At 50.8% G+C, this 17,402-nt stretch carries 15 protein-coding genes; 10 read left to right on the forward strand and 5 right to left on the reverse strand.

Translation table 11 applies throughout. The features are described from left to right. Positions 1-23: 23 nt before the first annotated feature. Complete coding sequence (locus tag CRO57_RS19445) at positions 24-926, reverse strand: methyltransferase domain-containing protein (RefSeq protein ID WP_097155147.1); 903 nt, start codon at positions 924-926, stop codon at positions 24-26. A 274-nt stretch (positions 927-1,200) separates the two neighbouring features. Here CRO57_RS19445 and CRO57_RS19450 point away from each other — a divergent pair, with 274 nt between their 5' ends. From CRO57_RS19450 to CRO57_RS19465, 4 genes are all read left to right on the forward strand, one after another. Beyond that, a complete protein-coding gene (locus tag CRO57_RS19450; protein ID WP_097155148.1) occupies positions 1,201-1,998 on the forward strand; it encodes a ComF family protein in 798 nt (265 codons plus the stop codon). An 88-nt stretch (positions 1,999-2,086) separates the two neighbouring features. After that, positions 2,087-2,341 (forward strand): glutaredoxin 3, encoded by a 255-nt coding sequence (grxC, locus tag CRO57_RS19455; protein WP_097155149.1) that lies wholly within the window; start codon positions 2,087-2,089, stop codon positions 2,339-2,341. 163 nt (positions 2,342-2,504) lie between these two features. Then, entirely contained in the window at positions 2,505-3,341 is an 837-nt protein-coding gene (locus tag CRO57_RS19460; protein ID WP_097155150.1) for a carbon-nitrogen hydrolase family protein, read from the forward strand. 101 nt (positions 3,342-3,442) lie between these two features. Continuing rightward, the gene (locus tag CRO57_RS19465) at positions 3,443-3,970 is read left to right on the forward strand and encodes a DUF1178 family protein (RefSeq protein WP_097155151.1); all 528 of its coding nucleotides are present in this window, start codon (positions 3,443-3,445) and stop codon (positions 3,968-3,970) included. Between the two features lie 10 nt (positions 3,971-3,980). On the opposite strand, the gene CRO57_RS19470 is transcribed toward CRO57_RS19465, so the two are convergent. Together CRO57_RS19470 and ubiG are read right to left on the reverse strand one after the other, a co-directional pair. Then, positions 3,981-5,132, reverse strand: a complete 1,152-nt coding sequence (locus tag CRO57_RS19470; RefSeq protein WP_097155152.1) for a PQQ-dependent sugar dehydrogenase — start codon at positions 5,130-5,132, stop codon at positions 3,981-3,983. A 98-nt stretch (positions 5,133-5,230) separates the two neighbouring features. Further along, positions 5,231-5,986, reverse strand: coding sequence for a bifunctional 2-polyprenyl-6-hydroxyphenol methylase/3-demethylubiquinol 3-O-methyltransferase UbiG (gene ubiG / locus CRO57_RS19475; RefSeq protein WP_097155153.1), 756 nt, complete (start codon positions 5,984-5,986; stop codon positions 5,231-5,233). Between the two features lie 220 nt (positions 5,987-6,206). Between ubiG and CRO57_RS19480 the strand changes: the two genes are divergently transcribed. The 5 genes from CRO57_RS19480 (at position 6,207) to CRO57_RS19500 (ending at position 13,121) form a co-directional block, all read left to right on the forward strand. Then, entirely contained in the window at positions 6,207-7,463 is a 1,257-nt protein-coding gene (locus CRO57_RS19480; RefSeq protein WP_097155154.1) for an aspartate kinase, read from the forward strand. A 235-nt stretch (positions 7,464-7,698) separates the two neighbouring features. Beyond that, positions 7,699-9,966 (forward strand): phosphoenolpyruvate--protein phosphotransferase, encoded by a 2,268-nt coding sequence (gene ptsP, locus CRO57_RS19485; RefSeq protein ID WP_097155155.1) that lies wholly within the window; start codon positions 7,699-7,701, stop codon positions 9,964-9,966. Positions 9,967-10,045: 79 nt separating this feature from the next. After that, positions 10,046-11,137: a peptide chain release factor 1 gene (gene prfA, locus CRO57_RS19490; RefSeq protein WP_097155156.1), complete on the forward strand. Its 1,092-nt coding sequence runs from the start codon at positions 10,046-10,048 to the stop codon at positions 11,135-11,137. 58 nt (positions 11,138-11,195) lie between these two features. Beyond that, positions 11,196-12,041: a peptide chain release factor N(5)-glutamine methyltransferase gene (gene prmC, locus CRO57_RS19495; protein WP_097155157.1), complete on the forward strand. Its 846-nt coding sequence runs from the start codon at positions 11,196-11,198 to the stop codon at positions 12,039-12,041. Positions 12,042-12,428: 387 nt separating this feature from the next. Continuing rightward, on the forward strand, positions 12,429-13,121 hold the full coding sequence (locus CRO57_RS19500) for a DUF4167 domain-containing protein (protein WP_097155158.1): 693 nt from the start codon (positions 12,429-12,431) through the stop codon (positions 13,119-13,121). Between the two features lie 291 nt (positions 13,122-13,412). Here the strand turns inward: CRO57_RS19500 and CRO57_RS19505 are convergent, their stop codons facing one another. Continuing rightward, on the reverse strand, positions 13,413-14,171 hold the full coding sequence (locus CRO57_RS19505) for an MOSC domain-containing protein (protein WP_170956178.1): 759 nt from the start codon (positions 14,169-14,171) through the stop codon (positions 13,413-13,415). A 232-nt stretch (positions 14,172-14,403) separates the two neighbouring features. On the opposite strand from CRO57_RS19505, the gene clpB reads away from it, so the two are divergent. Next, positions 14,404-17,016: an ATP-dependent chaperone ClpB gene (gene clpB, locus CRO57_RS19510; RefSeq protein ID WP_097155160.1), complete on the forward strand. Its 2,613-nt coding sequence runs from the start codon at positions 14,404-14,406 to the stop codon at positions 17,014-17,016. A 101-nt stretch (positions 17,017-17,117) separates the two neighbouring features. Here clpB and CRO57_RS25020 read toward each other — a convergent pair. Further along, a partial coding sequence (locus CRO57_RS25020; RefSeq protein WP_210200945.1) for a hypothetical protein occupies positions 17,118-17,402 on the reverse strand: 285 nt, incomplete at its 5' end.

Raw genomic sequence — 17,402 nt, forward strand, 5'->3', positions numbered from 1 at the left:
TGCATCTGAGTGATGGTCTCGTGCTAGGACGATTTATCTTTCAGGATCTTTGAAAAATGCGTCTGAGCAGAGCCGGGTTTGAGTGGTTTTTGCTGGCTTTCATGAGGAGCCCATCCTGAAATGGAGACTATTTGAAAGCTTGCCCGGATTTTTCCATCGGAATCTGCAAAGTCAGACTGATAGATTTCTGCTGTACGCATCAGAACATCACGACGAAGCGGTGCTCTGGAACGATCCGCCAGACAATTGGTCGCTCCCATTTTGCGTAAATCCGCCATCAAGGAAAACATCGAGCCATAACGTACAGTGACAATATCCTGATCCGCAACGGGTAAGGAGAAACCGGCACGCTGCAGCAAACTCCCCATATCTTTCAATTCGGGAAATGGCGCAATGCGAGGACTGACGCCATCAGTGAGTTCCGCTTCTGCTTGTAGAAATGAAGTGCGCAGCTCTTTCAGACTTTCATTGCCCAACAATGTTGCCAGAAAGAGTCCATCGGGTTTCAGACTGTTGCGGATCTGGAATAAACTTCCCGGAAGATCGTTGACCCATTGCAGATTAAGCGGTGAGAGGATCAGATCCATACTTTGTGGTGCAATCGGCAGCGCTTCTTCATCCGCCACCAAAGGCAAGATAGGGGCCGAATTTGTCTGCCCAGCCCCATGCAGGAAGGCACAATTGTGTTCTTGACGAAAGATTTGGTTCGTGCCTTTGCGCCCCAATATCATCTCTGCCAATTGACCGGTATGCCCTCCCAACTCCAGAACCATGGGAAACTCGCGCAAGACTATGGATAAGCGCTCAGCCATGTCCTGACAGACATGTGAGAGTAGGAAATCAGCATCTTTGCCATGTTGTTGCCAGGCCCTCAGACGGCGAGATTGCAGTAAAGCGCGATCAAAGATGAGAGGGGGACGCGCCATGATACTTCCTTTGGTTGCTACCGATGCTTGTATGTGACGTATTTTGCGCCTAGTGTGGTGGAATTGAAATAGGTATCATTTATCGGCAGGTTCGTTTGCCTATTTCAATTCCTAAAACCACACTAGAAACATATATTTGCTAGTCACCCTTTTGAATCTAGAGTTCGTTCGGTACTCGCTGTTCAATGTGACGAACTTTAGATTCGGGTGACTAGCCTACTCGCATCATTGAGTGTTTGGCTGTGGCTTATGGCGCGAAAAGGGATCTGTCAATATGATGCGTCAAGAAATGCTTGTCTCGAAGATCGAAGGGGTGAGGCAGGGTATGACCTTCCTCATGCATGCAATTGGTAATTTGATCTGGCCACCAGTTTGTGCCAATTGCGGCAAACGGATTGATGCGGCCAATCATTTGTGTGGAACTTGTTGGCAGTCCATGCATTGGATTGATAAACCCTATTGCCCGATTTCGGGACTGCCATACGCCTTTGATGTAGGGGAAGAAATTATCAGCCCCTCTGTGATTGTCGATCCACCGGTCTATGACAAGGCCCGAGCGGTAGCGCTTTATGATGATACAGCCCGGGCTTTGGTGCATAAGCTGAAATATTATGACCGGACGGATCTGGCACGCTCCATGGGACAATGGATGGTGCGGGCAGGATTGGAATTCTTCGATGAAAATCCCGACCAACTTGTTGTTGTTCCTGTTCCTTTACATCGACGGCGCCTGATTGGTCGGCGTTACAATCAGGCCGCACTTTTGGCAAAGGAAATAGCCGCGCAACAGAAGGCGCCTTATTTACATGATTGTCTCGTGCGTCGACGGGCCACAAGACAACAGGTTGGATTGAATGAGAGCGAACGGGCGTCCAATGTGCGCGGAGCGTTTCAGGTGCCTTTGCCGTTGAAGGGTAAAATTGCTGGAAAGGCTATCATTCTGGTGGATGATGTGATGACAACCGGAGCAACCATGCAAGCCTGTGCTCGGGTTTTGCGTCAGGCTGGTGCGGCTCAAATTTTTGTTATCGTCTTTGCACGGGTTGTCGAACCGGGACAAATGACCATATAACGCCAAGCAATAGATTTTGAATTCTTGAAATTGGACCGAAGCTTTCAAAGTGATCTGGCTGGTTTCAGTACCAAAGTAGGAGAAACTGATGGCCGAGGTTGTCATTTATACCCGTAAGATGTGTGGTTTTTGCACGGCGGCAAAAAAGCTGCTGTCCGACAAAGGCGTAAGCTTTCGCGAACACGATGCGACCTTCGATTTTGATGTGAAGCAGGAAATGATCAAGAAGTCAGGTCGTAAAACCTTCCCTCAGATTTTTATCAATGAGGAGCATGTGGGGGGGTGCGACGATCTGTTTGATCTGGAAAAGGCTGGTCAGTTGGACGTGAAGCTGGCGAGTTAATTCGTCTTCACGCTATTCCTGATCTAACGATCAGGGCTCCAGACAGGGCGCTTCGCGCTTGCCTATCGGCCGCCACAAAAGCGTCCTCGCTTTTGTGGGATCATTGCCTTACTGGGCGTTTTGCGAGAACAATGAAGTGCCTTATGCAAATTAGGAGGGATGGATGACACAGTTTCGAGCCGCGTGCGTGCAATTGCGTGCTGGACGAGACATTGGCTCCAATCTGGATCAGGCAGAAGATCTGATTCGGCAGGCCGCTAAGGATGGCTGTGTCTATATCCAGACCCCGGAGCAAACAGCGACCATGGAGCTGAACCGGGCCAAGTTGATGGAGAAAATCTCTCCGGAAGAAAATGACGAAGGTCTGGTACGGTTACGGATGCTGGCCAAAGAGTTGGGTATCTGGTTGCATATTGGCTCAATGGCCGTTGTGGCAGATGAACTGGACGACAAAGGCCGCTCCAAAGCAGCCAATCGTTCTTTCGTTATTGATGCTGATGGCAAGATCCAGGCCCGATATGACAAGATTCATATGTTTGACGTGGATCTGGCCAATGGAGAGAGTTATCGAGAATCCTCCAGTTTTCAGGCAGGGGAAGAAGCCGTTCTAGCCACATTGCCGTGGGGCGGCCTCGGCCTTTCTATCTGCTATGATGTGCGTTTTCCGCATCTCTATCGTTCACTCAGCCAGAAGGGAGCATCGCTTCTGGCTGTGCCAGCTGCTTTTACTGCCAAGACCGGCGATGCACATTGGCATATCTTGCTGCGCTCGCGCGCAATTGAGAATGGCGCTTTTGTTCTGGCAGCTGCGCAAGGTGGCGTGCATGAAAATGGCCGTGAAACTTATGGTCATTCCCTGATCATTGATCCATGGGGGCGCATTCTGGCAGAAGCACAGGATCAACCATGCTTCATTGCAGCGGATCTGGACATGGCAAAGGTTTCGGCTTGTCGCCAATCCATTCCCTCCCTCGCAAATGAGCAAGAATTTGCTCTTTAATTGCGTTTCGGTATCCTGTAAAAGGCCAGCTTGTTCGCATTAGAAAGTGGACAGACTCAATTTGACAGGATGGCACTCATTGATAGTGCGAGGGCTTCGGCGTGATTAAATTTTCTCTACAATGCGATGCAGGGCACAGTTTTGAAGGCTGGTTTCGTAATTCGGGAGATTTTGAAAGTCAGAAACAAAGCGGCTTTTTGCAATGCCCTGGCTGCGGTTCGGAAAATGTCAACAAGGCTTTGATGGCCCCAGCTATTTCCGGCACTCGCACTCAGGATAAGATCGCTCAGACTGCTGAGCCTCAGCCAACTGCATCTGCTCCGGTTGAACCATCAGCCAGTGTACCTCCTGCAGCGCCTGTTCCGTCTCCGGTTCAGCCCGTGGCCCTGCAAGCTGAGACTGAGCAGCAGGCTGAGTTGGTGCAGAAATTGCGAGATTTGCGCGAGAAAGTGGTTGCCAATTCTGATTATGTTGGCGACAAATTTGCCGAAGAAGCCCGCAAAATGCATTTCAATGAGACAGAAAAGCGCGGTATCTATGGTGAAGCCACGCTTGACGAAGTCAAGGATCTGAATGAGGATGGCATTGATTGCCTTCCATTGCCAATTCTGCCCGAAGATCAGAACTGATTGTCATTTTTCATTTCGTCTGGGTGATGCGGACCACTTGTCCGTCCGAGCTGTCGGTCAGTAGCCAAACTGCACCATCCGGGCCGGTTCTGACATCACGAATACGTCCGAATTGACCAACAAAATAGCGCTCTTCTGAAACTATCTCTTCACCCTTCAAAATCAATCGTGAGAGATATTGTTCTCTCAAGGCTCCCGCTAAGAGAGAGCCGTCCCAGTCGGGAATGAGCGGTTTGACATGGTTATAAAAGCTCAAGCCTGATGGGGCGATGGACGGATCCCAATAGAAAAGGGGTTGTTCCAGCCCTTTGGCACTTGAGCCTTTTGCAAAGCCACGACCGGAATAATTGCTGCCGTAGGAAATAAGCGGCCAGCCGTAATTTTGGCCAGCTTTGGGCTGGTTGATTTCATCACCACCAGCAGCTCCATGGGACAGGGTCCAGAGCTTGCCCGTCTTCGGATGAATAGCCGCACCTTGCGGATTGCGGTGACCTATGGACCAGATTTCCGGCAAGGCTCTCCTGCCATTGGCAAAGGGATTGTCTTTGGGAACAGAGCCATCGCGATTGATGCGAATGACAGAGCCTGCATGATCAAATGGATCTTGTGCCCGCATTTGCGAGCCCCGCTCACCCAAAGTCACAAACAGAGTCTTGTCTGATGCGAAACGCAATCGAGAGCCAAAATGCCGACCTCCTTCTGATTTTTTATTGGATGAGAAAATGATTTTCAGATTGTTCAGACGCTGTTTGGATAGGTCCAATGTTGCGCTGGCAACAGCGGTTCCATATTGGCTGCCGGAGTTCGATTTTTGTGAGAAAGAGAAAAAGACACGGCTGCTTGAGGAAAAATCAGGATCAAGCGCGATATCAAGCAAACCACCTTGTCCCACCTCATTGATCGGCGGCAGGCCTTTGAGGGCGCGCGAGACTTTACCATTTGCTATGTGACGGAGGGTGCCAGAGCGCTCTGTTACCAGCAATGAGCCGTCAGGTAAGAATGCCAAACCCCAAGGATTGTCGAGCCCCTTTGCAATGATCTCGGTCATTAGGGGTGTGTTGCCCTGCTTGGCCACACAACATTGTGCGGCTTGTGCCTGAGTGGATATGTTTGAGACAAGAAAGGCGGCGAACAGGTAAATGATTGGACGCAAGTTGAGCATCAGTGCTTTCTCCCTCTCAACAAATTGAAGGAGAGTATAGCAGAGGTGTTATGCAAGATTGCAATCAACAAGCTGTTATGAGTGAAGCTCTGATCATTTTACTCAGGGCGCTCGCACATGACCATGTAATTGATGTCCATGTCCGCACCTCGTGACCAGCGATCAAGGATTGGATTGTAGATCATGCCTTCTTTCCTGGTCATGATCAGTGCTGTGTTCTCAAAAGCAGCTTCCAGCTCATCCGGAGTGACGAACTTGTCCCACTGATGGGTGCCAACAGGGAGCCAGCGCAGGATATATTCAGCTCCGATAATAGCCAAAGCCCAGCTTTTCATGGTGCGGTTCAGTGTCGACATGAACATCAAACCACCGGGCTTGACCATGGAGGTGCAGGCTTTGATGAAGAGAGGCACATCGCTGACATGCTCTACCACTTCCATGGCTAGAACCACGTCGAACTGCTCGCCAGCTTCAGCCATGCTTTCCGCCGTTGTGGCACGATAGTCGATCTCTAGGCCATTCTCTTTGGCATGTGTGCTGGCAATGCCGATATTGACTTCAGATGCGTCTGCGCCCGTCATGCTGGCACCCATGCGGGTCATGGGTTCGCAGATCAAGCCGCCGCCGCACCCGATATCGAGCATATTCATGCCAGCAAACGGGCTTTGCGCTTTTTCATCCAGGCCAAAATGCGCAATGATGTTTTCGCGGATGAAGGCAAGACGCGTGGGGTTTTGTTTGTGAAGAGGACGGAACTTGCCGGTAGGGCTCCACCATTCTGCGGCCATGGCAGAGAAATGGGCGATTTCAGCTTCATCGACAGTGCTGCCGGAAAAAGAGCTTTGATTTGCCATCGGATATTCCGTGCCTTCTTTTGTCTTCGTGCTACTCGTAAATCTTTAGCTCGTTGGATTATAGCCAAATGTCAAGGCCGGTGTTGAAAGTTATCGGGTTATTCAGTTGCGATTGTGTCACGTCCCGTTTATGAATGTCGCAACAGATGGCAAGGATCTGAATTCAGATCGATTGGCATCTTTCTTTTTGACGGCAATCCTTGGCAGAAAGAGAAAGTGAATGGCCCGTCTTGTGATGAAATTTGGGGGCACCTCTGTTGGTGATCTGGAGCGCATTCAACGTGTTGCAAGGCACGTGAAGCGTGAAGTGGATGCTGGCAACCAGGTGGCCGTTGTTGTTTCCGCCATGTCTGGCAAGACCAATGAATTGGTTGGTTGGGTAGAACAGAGTTCTCCTCTCTATGATGCGCGAGAATATGATACTGTGGTTGCCTCTGGCGAGCAGGTAACGTCCGGTCTTCTGGCGCTGACCTTGCAGAATATGGGCGTTGATGCCCGTTCCTGGCTTGGATGGCAGATTCCGATCAAGACCAACGGTGTTCACGGGGCCGCACGCATAGAAGAGATCGATGGTTCAAAACTGATTGAACGTCTGGAAATGAATCAGGTGGCCGTGGTTGCCGGGTTCCAGGGTATTGGTCCGGATAATCGTATTTCCACATTGGGTCGCGGTGGCTCTGATACCTCTGCGGTAGCAATTGCTGCTGCGATCGAGGCGGATCGTTGCGATATCTATACCGATGTGGATGGTGTCTATACCACTGACCCGCGCATCGTGCCGGAAGCACGTCGTCTGAACCAGGTCTCTTACGAGGAAATGCTGGAAATGGCATCTCTTGGTGCCAAGGTTCTTCAGGTGCGATCTGTCGAGATGGCCATGGTGCACAATGTTCGCACCTTTGTACGCTCCAGCTTCATAGAGCCGGATGCGCCCGAATTATTGAATACGGATATTCCATCCGGTACTTTGATCTGCGATGAGGATGAGATTGTGGAAAAACAGGTTGTAACTGGCATTGCCTTCTCCAGAGATGAAGCCCAGATTTCTCTGCGTCGGGTCGCCGACAAGCCTGGCATCGCTGCCCATGTATTTGGCCCTCTGGCAGAGGCCAATATCAATGTCGACATGATCGTGCAGAATATCTCCGAAGATGGCACCATTACCGATATGACCTTCACCGTACCGGAAGGTGATTTTGACCGTGCCAAGTCTGTCCTGGAGCAATCCCAGGGTGAGATCGGCTATGAGGTGCTGCAAGGTTCCACCGATGTCGTCAAGGTTTCGGTAATCGGAATTGGGATGCGCAGTCACGCCGGCGTGGCCTCTCAGGCCTTTCAGGCGCTTGCAGACAAAGGCATCAATATTCGCGCCATCACGACTTCGGAAATCAAGATTTCCATCTTGATTGATTCGGACTTTACCGAGTTGGCTGTGCGAGCACTGCATTCCCTTTATGGGCTGGATGATAATAGCTAATTCATTATTTTCCCATGGAATCGGGGTCGTTGCACTATATGCGTGACAGCCCCGATTGATCTGTTTGCTGCAACAATGCCATAGTGCAGCAAATGAGAGCGTCTATCGATTGACCGAACTGACTGGTTCGCTCAGTTGGCAAGTTTATTCTGGATAGATGGCATTCTCTTCGGCTTTGGCTTGGTTCATGTGCGGACTGTGATCTGGCATGAACAGAGAATCTGGAGATACCCGCATGTGGGGTAACCTGGCAGGTCCGCGCCTTTTGTTGCGTCGCCTTCGTGAAACGATGGCAAAACCAACGGATGCGCAGGAGCGTTTGAATGAGATTGTAGCGTTGATCGCGGCCAATATGGTGGCCGAGGTCTGCTCAGTCTATGTCTTGCGCGCCGACAATCTGCTGGAACTGTATGCAACACAAGGTTTGAATCCCGATGCGGTTCACCAGACCAGTCTGAAGGTGGGGGAAGGTCTGGTCGGCTATATTGCGTCCGAGGCCCGCCATCTGAATTTGTCCGAACCACAAAATCATCCGGCCTTCGCCTATCGTCCCGAGACAGGTGAAGAAGCCTACCATGCTTTTCTGGGTGTGCCGGTTTTGCGTGCGGGGCGTATGCTTGGGGTTCTGGTTGTACAGAACAAGGCACAACGCGTATATAGCGACGAAGAAGTCGAAGCCATGCAGACCACTGCCATGGTGCTGGCCGAGCTGATTGCCTCTGGTGAGTTGGAAAGCATAACCGGACCCGATTCAGATCTGGATCTGAATCGTCCGATGCAGATTTCCGGTTTGTCCATGGCAGAGGGCATCGGTCTTGGGCATGTGGTTTTGCACGAGCCGCGTGTCGTGGTGACCAATCTGATTGCCGAAGACGCGGTCGCAGAAGAGAAACGCTTGGAATCTGCTGTTGAGCGCTTGCGCCTCTCGGTCGATGATCTGCTGAACCGGGATGATATTTCTCACGGCGGTGAGCATCGCGATATTCTTGAAGCTTATCGGATGTTTGCCTATGACCGGGGCTGGTTACGCCGAATGAAAGAGGCGATCCATTCCGGTTTGACTGCAGAAGCTGCGGTTGAACGCGTTCAGTCTGATACGCGCGCTCGCATGCTTCGTTCGACCGATCCGTACTTGCGCGAGCGCCTGCATGACTTTGACGATCTGGCGAATCGGCTGCTGCGCAAATTGATGGGTGAAGGTAGTCGTATTGATAGTGGTGATATGCCGTCTGACGCCATCATCGTAGCTCGTAATATGGGGGCTGCGGAGCTTCTGGATTATGGCAAGGACCGCCTGCGTGGACTGGTACTGGAAGAAGGAGCTCCAACCAGTCATGTGGTGATTGTCGCTCGCGCGCTTGGCATTCCCACGGTCGGGCAGGTCGAGGGCGCAGTCACACTGTGCGAAGATGGGGATGCCATCATTGTCGATGGTGATATGGCGCATGTGCATTTGCGCCCTTTGCCGGATATGGAAGCATCCTATGTGGAACAGATCCGGTTTCGTGCTCACAGGCTGGAGCAATATTCCAAGCTGCGTGATAAAGAGGCGATTTCCAAAGATGGCACTGATATCAGTTTGCTGATGAATGCAGGACTTTTGGTGGATCTTCCAAATGTGGAAGGGGCCGGGGCACAGGGCATTGGTCTGTTCCGTACCGAGCTGCAGTTCATGGTGGCCGAAAGCTTCCCGCGGATGCGTGAACAGGAAAAGGTCTATCGTTCCGTTCTGGACGCAACTGATGGTCTGCCCGTAACTTTCCGCTCGCTCGATGTTGGGGGGGATAAGGTTCTTGCATTCTTGCGTTTGGCCCCGGAAGAAAATCCCGCTATGGGCTGGCGTGCCATTCGTTTGGGTCTGGATCGTCCCGGGCTCTTGCGAACCCAGATGCGGGCTCTCTTGCATGCCGCAGCCGGTCGTCATTTGCGTTTGATGTTCCCGATGATTTCCGAAGTCGGGGAATTTGATGCCGCCAAAGCTTTGTTCGAACGTGAAATTGCCCATTTGGAGCGTCACGGTTACGAAAAACCTGCAAAAATCGAGCTTGGAACCATGTTGGAAGTACCCAGCCTTTTGTTCCAACTGGAAGAATTGCTGGAACGGGTGGATTTCCTCTCGATTGGAACCAATGATCTGCACCAGTTCATGATGGCAAGTGATCGTGGGAATACCCGCCTGTCTGGTCGCTATAGCAATCTTTCTCCGGCTTTTTTACGCGCGCTATCCCGCATCCAGCAAAAAGCACAGGAGCATGGAGTTCCCGTGACAGTCTGTGGTGAGATTGCGGGTCGCCCTTTGGCTGCTATGGCGTTGCTCGCGATGGGATATCGCAATCTGTCCATGTCTCCATCTTCTATCGGACCGGTCAAGGCTATGGTTCTGGAGCTGCCGCTTGAGCCTTTGAGTGAAGGATTTGCGAAAGTACTTTCCACCAGCTTGTCAGGTGAAGAAGTGCAGAAATTCCTCACTTCTTTCGCCGAAACTCATTCCGTGCCGCTATAGCTGCATCACCTCAATCTGAATATGCTGGCTTACCGCCGTGAGCTGGCTTTTTGATATGTAACCAAACTGGATCAAATTCATGGCCGCGATTTCCATTCCTCTTGCCCGGGTTGAAGCCCTGATTGATCGCTTTGAGGCGATTACTGCGGAGATGGCTGCAGGGCCGGAGCCTGATATATATGTCAAATTGAGCCGGGACTATTCCGAGCTGGAGCCGGTGGCTGAAAAAGCCCGGGCTTATCTGGCAGCGCTATCTGAGTTTGACGATATCAAAGAGTTGTTGGCCGATTCGGAGACGGATGCGGAAATGGCTGAACTGGCGCAGATGGAATATAAGCCAGCGGAAGAAAAGATCGAAGAGTTGGCTGCCGAGATGCAGATCCTGCTATTGCCAAAAGACGCTGCTGATAACAAGAGCGCTATTTTGGAAGTCCGAGCTGGCACCGGTGGTGATGAAGCTGCACTCTTTGCTGGTGATTTGTTTCGAATGTATCAGAAATTTGCCGAGGATAACGGCTGGAAAGTCTCCGTCATGTCTGTATCAGAAGGCGATGTTGGTGGTTTCAAGGAAATCATTGCATCCATTACCGGTGTTGGTGTGTTCGCCAAGATGAAATTCGAATCTGGTGTACATCGTGTTCAACGTGTACCAGAAACAGAATCGGGCGGACGTATTCATACCTCCGCCGCAACGGTGGCAGTGTTGCCGGAGGCAGAAGAGGTGGATATCGAAGTCCGCTCTGAAGATATCCGCATTGACACCATGCGTGCATCTGGTGCGGGTGGTCAGCACGTGAACACCACTGACTCAGCTGTACGCATCACACACTTGCCGACCGGCATTGTGGTTACTTCATCGGAAAAATCCCAACATCAGAACCGCGCCAATGCGATGAAGGTTCTTCAGGCTCGCTTGTATGAAGCCGAACGGGATCGGGCGGATAGCGAACGTGCAAGTGCTCGCCGCGGGCAAGTCGGATCGGGTGATCGTTCCGAGCGAATCCGGACTTATAATTTCCCGCAAGGGCGTGTTACCGATCACCGTATCAATCTGACCCTATACAAGCTGGATCGGGTTCTGGCCGGCGAAGGTCTGCCGGAACTGGTTGATGCTTTGATCGCTGAAAATCAGGCGCAATTGTTGGCCGCCGTCGAAGCAGACGAGATCTGATTTTCGTTACTTTTTCTTGAGTTCCTGAATTCCGATGATTTCGGGTGAGGGCTGATTGATGAGACTTGATCAAGCAATTGCTCATTGGGCAGAAGCATTCCGCCAGATGGAGATTGAGACCGCCAAGCTGGACGCCCGATTGATTGTTCAACATGCATTGAATTTGTCCGATATGGATATGCTCGTGCAATTTGATCGGCATTTGTCCGAACAGGATCAGAAAGTTGTTGCCAAATTGGCTGAGCGCAGACTAAAGCGTGAGCCGGTTGCACATCTATTGGGCTATCGCGAATTTTGGGGTCTGAATTTTGCCGTTAGTGGTGATGTTTTGGTTCCCCGTGCCGACAGTGAAACCCTGATCGAAGCGGTGCTTGCTGATATTCCGGATTGTAAGGCCCCGTTGAAATTGGTCGATATAGGAACAGGATCCGGATGCTTGTTGTTGGCGCTATTGTCGGAATTACCCAACGCTGTTGGTATTGGTGTTGATATGAGCACTTCAGCATTGAATATCGCGCGGCGCAATGCTCGAAATCTGAATTTGACAGATCGTTGCCTGTTTGTCAGGGGTGATTTTGCAACTGCTTTTGCAGGTTCAATTGATGTTCTGATATCCAATCCACCTTATCTGGCCGAAGAGGAATTTGGGGGGCTGGATGTGGATGTTGCCAACTATGATCCTTATTCGGCACTTGTTTCCGGTCCCAGCGGATTGGAGGCTTATGAACAGATACTGGATCAGATCGGAGCCTGGGGCCGCCCGCTACCATCTGTTTATCTTGAGATTGGCTATCAACAAGGTGAAGCGCTGCAAGCTCTTGCCTTGTGCAATAAAGCCGTTTCGGTCAGAATCAAACAGGATCTTGGTGGTCGAGATCGTGTGGTAACAATCAGTTACGAATGAAAATTTGAACCCAATACAACCCGGTTTTTTGAATTTGCTTTGGGAAAACCTTTTCAGTTTTTGTCTTTTCGGATAAAATTGTACTTGAAATTGTCGATGAACCAGATAAGTTGAGTTTATCAACAAAATGAGAAGCTCTTTGCGAAACTGTTGATTTTTGACGGGTTTTAGAGTTCCCGATATGCATATTGGGCTGGCCTCTTTGTTAGCGTATTAAAGAGCCCCCTTTAGCAGGATTTCAAAATTTTCGAACAAAAATGGTGTGGCGGAAGCTGGCTGTTTTTGTGTGATATGTGATCAGACAGAAAATTGCTGTCTGCGAAGCACATGACGCGGGTTGATGGTCCCTCATCATCTCAAGCCCCCAGAAGTGCGTGAGAAAGTGCAATGCGACAAGGACAGAAAAATAACCGGATGCGTGGCCGTGGCCGCAAGCCTTCCAATCCGCTGACCCGCTCTTATGACAGCAATGGACCAGATGTAAAAATTCGTGGTACTGCCAATCATATTGCCGAGAAATATCAGTCTTTGGCGCGGGATGCTTTGGCATCCGGTGATATCGTGATGGCAGAGAATTATTATCAGCATGCCGAGCACTATCTACGGATCATTGCCTCCGCTCAATCTGCCAATCGCGATCAGGATCAGCGTCGTGATCAGGATCAGCAACGTCAGCAACCGGGCCTGAATGGCTCTGGCGAACAGCAACAGGGTTCTTCCAAGCCGAACCGTCGTTCCCGTCCGGCTCCTGTTGATCTGGCTGGTGAAGAACAGCCGCAAATTGTCGAAATTGCCGACACAAAACCGGCTGTCGTGGAAAGTGAAGAGAAAGCTCCGGTTACTGAGGAAGTTGCTGCAAAGCCCGCAGAAGGTGCAAAATCTGAGGCAGATGCCGAACCGCAAGCTGAGGAGGCACCGGCACCGAAGCGCCGTCGCCGTGCACCGGCTCGTCCTCGTCGTCGGGCCCCTGCAAAAGAAAGCAAGGAAAGCAAGGAAAGTGCGGCTCCCGCTGAAGCTCCTGCCGTTCCGGCTGCAGCTGCCTTGGCTGACGCACCTCAACCGGTTATTGCGGAAGATTGATTGCACGTGTGCACTTACGGCTATCACTGATCTGGCGATTGGAGCTTGTGACAGCGTGCTAGGATTACAAGAAAGCTCTGTTTTACAGTGGGGCATATACATTAAGAGGCAGGCTCATTTGTATGATGGCCCTGCCTCTTTTTATGTGGATGCATGCAACATCCTTGATGTAGTTGCTTGAAGCGGTTGAGTCCTACGGAGTAGGAACTCTCGTTCGAAAAAAGCAAAACCTTTCTCGCACCAGGAAGCTTCGTCGAACCGTTGGATGATCTATCCGCTTATTTATTTGCACTATTCTGGCTGAATTCTGTCGCCGACGCTGATACTGCCTGCCTGCTCCGCCACGATATGAATACCCATATCGGAGTGGTCAAAATGCTGGAGCAAAACTTTGGGAATCATTTGATCCCGTTCCCCAGTTTTCAGATTGGCATTGGTGGCGGCACAGCGCTGGGTGCGTTTGCGTACACGGAAAGTGACGTTGCCGATTTTCAGGCTCTTGCCTACCCAATCGTGCTCAAGCCAAGCCTGCTCGCAGTCAAAATAGAGATTTGCGCGGAAGCGTAATGGGTCCAACTGGCTTCCAATCTTCTCCTCCAGTGCGCGAATGCTGGCAAGATTGATCAGGGTGAGATCCTGTGTGCGCGAATCGGTGAAGGCGTGGCCAGGGCTATGCAGGATTTTCGGACTTCCGCGTAATGGCTTGTCGCAATAATTTGCAAGGAAGGCTTCCAACTCGATCTGGTTTTGATGAGCCAAAAGGTTGCCTTTGGCCTTGATCTCACCATTCTCGGAAATGGTCATAATGCCACTTGCCGGATCGAACTCCGTTCTCAGTCGTGCCAGTTCAGGCTGTTTCATTAAAACCAGAAAAGCGTTTTTGCTGATATGAGCCGGATTGGTTGGTTCAAATCCGCTTGGGCCATTTTCAATCGCGAATGCGCGATCCCAAGCCAGCGGGGCGTTGGGTTTGATAGCGGTCTTGGGGAGCTCTTGAGCGGAGAAGCCTTTGACAGGATAGCGATAGATGGCTGTCAATTGGTGAGGCATGGAGGGGAATCCTGAAAATGAGAAAAATTGGATCATGCCCTCTTTTGTGATGAAATTGCAACACTATATCTATGGCATAGCCAGGCTTTTGATGGTTATCTGAAAAGCATTGAAAGACTGCTCTGTTTGCCCGGCTTGCCTGATAAGGGAGCAAAGGAAAACAGAATTTTATGAGTGGTGTCCGACGTCATGCCGATTTGGGTGATGTGGAGCGCGCACAAGGAGATATGTTATGAATTTGGAACAATTTACCGAGCGGTCTCGTGGTTTTATGCAGTCGGCTCAGACCTATGCGATTGGGCAAGGTCATCAGGCCTTTACGCCTGAACATCTTTTGAAAGTATTATTGGATGACAAGGAAGGTTTGGCGGCCGGTCTGATTGATCGATCGGGCGGCGATAGCGCAGGCTTGCATCAAGATCTGGAAACGCACCTGCAAGCGATGCCATCAGTTTCTGGTTCCGGAGCAGGACAGCTTTATCTGTCACCCGACATGGCAAAATGGTCGAAAAAAGCCAATGAAGTTGCGAAGAAGGCAGGTGATTCCTATGTCACCGTCGAGCGTATGTTGTTGGCTATGGCTTTGCTGTCCAACAGCGAAGTGGGTAAGCTTTTGTCCAAAGCCGGTGTGTCCGCGCAGAACTTGAACTCGGCAATTGAGACATTGCGAGGTGGGCGTACTGCTGATAGCGCGACGGCTGAAGATAGCTATGAAGCCTTGAAGAAATATGCTCGCGATCTGACGCAAGATGCACGGGATGGCAAGTTGGATCCTGTTATTGGGCGTGATGAAGAGATCCGCCGCGCCATTCAGGTTCTTTCGCGCCGAACCAAGAACAATCCCGTGTTGATTGGCGAACCCGGGGTTGGCAAAACGGCAATCGCGGAAGGCCTTGCTCTTCGCATCATAAATGGCGACGTACCAGAATCGTTGAAAGACAAGAAGCTTATGGCGTTGGATATGGGAGCTCTGATCGCTGGTGCTAAATATCGTGGTGAATTTGAAGAACGACTGAAAGCAGTTTTAAGTGAAGTCGAAACCGCCGCTGGCGAGATTGTGCTGTTCATCGATGAGATGCACACCTTGGTCGGAGCTGGCAAAGCGGATGGTGCGATGGATGCATCCAATTTGCTGAAACCTGCTTTGGCACGTGGAGAGTTGCATTGTGTTGGCGCAACAACATTGGATGAATATCGCAAACATGTCGAAAAAGATGCGGCCTTGGCGCGGCGCTTCCAGCCCGTTCTGGTGTCAGAGCCAACAGTAGAAGACACGATCTCTATTTTGCGTGGCTTGAAGGAGAAGTATGAACTCCATCATGGCATTCGAGTAGGGGATGCCGCGCTGGTCTCAGCCGCAACCTTGTCTGATCGTTATATTACGGATCGGTTTCTGCCTGATAAAGCTATCGATCTGGTGGATGAGGCTGCTTCGCGCTTGCGTATGCAGGTCGATTCCAAGCCGGAAGAGCTGGATGAGCTGGATCGGAAGATCATTCAGCTGAAGATCGAACGTGAAGCTCTTCGCAAGGAAGAAGACAGCGCTTCCATGGATCGTCTGGCAAAGCTTGAACAGGAGCTTGTGCGTCTGGAGGAGGAATCGGCGATTCTTACTCAGCGTTGGCAGGCCGAGAAAGATAAGCTCTCGGATGCAACCAAACTAAAAGAGCAGCTGGATGAAGCAAGGCTGGCTCTGGATCAGGCGCAGCGTCAGGGCGATTTGGCCAAAGCGGGCGAACTGGCTTATGGGCAGATTCCGCTTCTGGAATCTCAAATTACCAATGTTGAAGAGCTGCAATCGCAATCCGGCCAGAATGGTCAGGCTCCGAGTATGGTTGAGCGGGCAGTGACACCGGATCATGTAGCTCACGTCGTGTCTCGCTGGACTGGAATTCCGGTTGACAAGATGCTGGAAGGAGAGCGGGACAAGTTATTGCGCATGGAAGACGAGTTGGGTCGTCGTGTGATCGGTCAAGCTGATGCGGTGACAGCTGTCTCCAAGGCGGTTCGCCGTGCCCGTGCAGGTTTGCAAGATCCCAATCGCCCCATAGGTTCTTTCATGTTTCTTGGACCAACTGGTGTCGGTAAGACTGAGCTGACCAAAGCGCTGGCGGATTTCCTGTTTGATGATGAGCAGGCAATGGTGCGTCTGGATATGTCCGAATTCATGGAGAAACATTCCGTTGCGCGCTTGATTGGTGCGCCTCCTGGTTATGTTGGCTATGAGGAAGGTGGTGTCTTAACCGAAGCTGTGCGTCGTCGACCTTATCAGGTGATCCTGTTTGATGAGGTGGAGAAAGCGCATCCTGATGTCTTCAATATCTTGCTACAGGTATTGGATGACGGACGCTTGACCGATGGCCAGGGGCGGACCGTTGATTTCCGCAACAGCCTTATCATCATGACCTCCAACTTGGGTGCTGAGTTCTTGGCGTCAAACGAAGAGGGTGACGTTAGTGAGGAAGATGCAGCAAAGGTTATGGATGTGGTTCGGGCCAGCTTCAGACCGGAATTCCTGAACCGGATTGATGAAATCCTAATCTTCCATCGTTTGGCTCGCTCTGATATGTCCAAGATTGTCCAGATTCAGCTTGGCGCCTTGTCATGCCTTTTGGCGGATCGATCCATTGGTCTGAATCTGTCTGATGACGCCATCGATTGGTTGGCGGATAAGGGTTATGATCCGGCTTACGGAGCGCGTCCTTTGAAACGGGTGATTCAGAAATATCTGCAAGACCCGTTGGCCGAACAGCTATTGCGTGGTGAGATCCATGATCATTCTGTAACCAGTGTGGACTGTGATGAAACTGGCCTGACATTCAGTTCTGGTCGATCTGTTCACTAAGGCTTGGTTTTCTGCGCCTTGATCAAGCAGTACCCCACTTGCTTTTTTAGCGAGTGGGGTACTTATTTCTTGTATTTTTGCTATTTTTTGGTTGGTTATTTTTATTGTTTTGGTTGGGTGCGAGATTTTAATCGGGAAAAAGTTTTGATTTGTTGTTTTTGGTGTTTGACTCTTTGGATTTGTGGGTCTATAACCCGCTTCACCAACGAGGCGGCGCCTTGTTGGTCGGGCTGGACGGCGCGACAATAGGTCAAGAAAAACAAGAGTTTATCTGGCGGTGTTGCAAGGGTTTTGGTCTTAGAAAAGGTAGGTTTGTTATCTTTTGTTCTTTGACAATTTGTTTTTTGAAATAAAGAGAAACGTGGACGGCTTGGTCTTAGTCTCGC

The organism is Cohaesibacter gelatinilyticus, from assembly GCF_900215605.1.
Classification (GTDB): Bacteria; Pseudomonadota; Alphaproteobacteria; order Rhizobiales; family Cohaesibacteraceae; genus Cohaesibacter; species Cohaesibacter gelatinilyticus.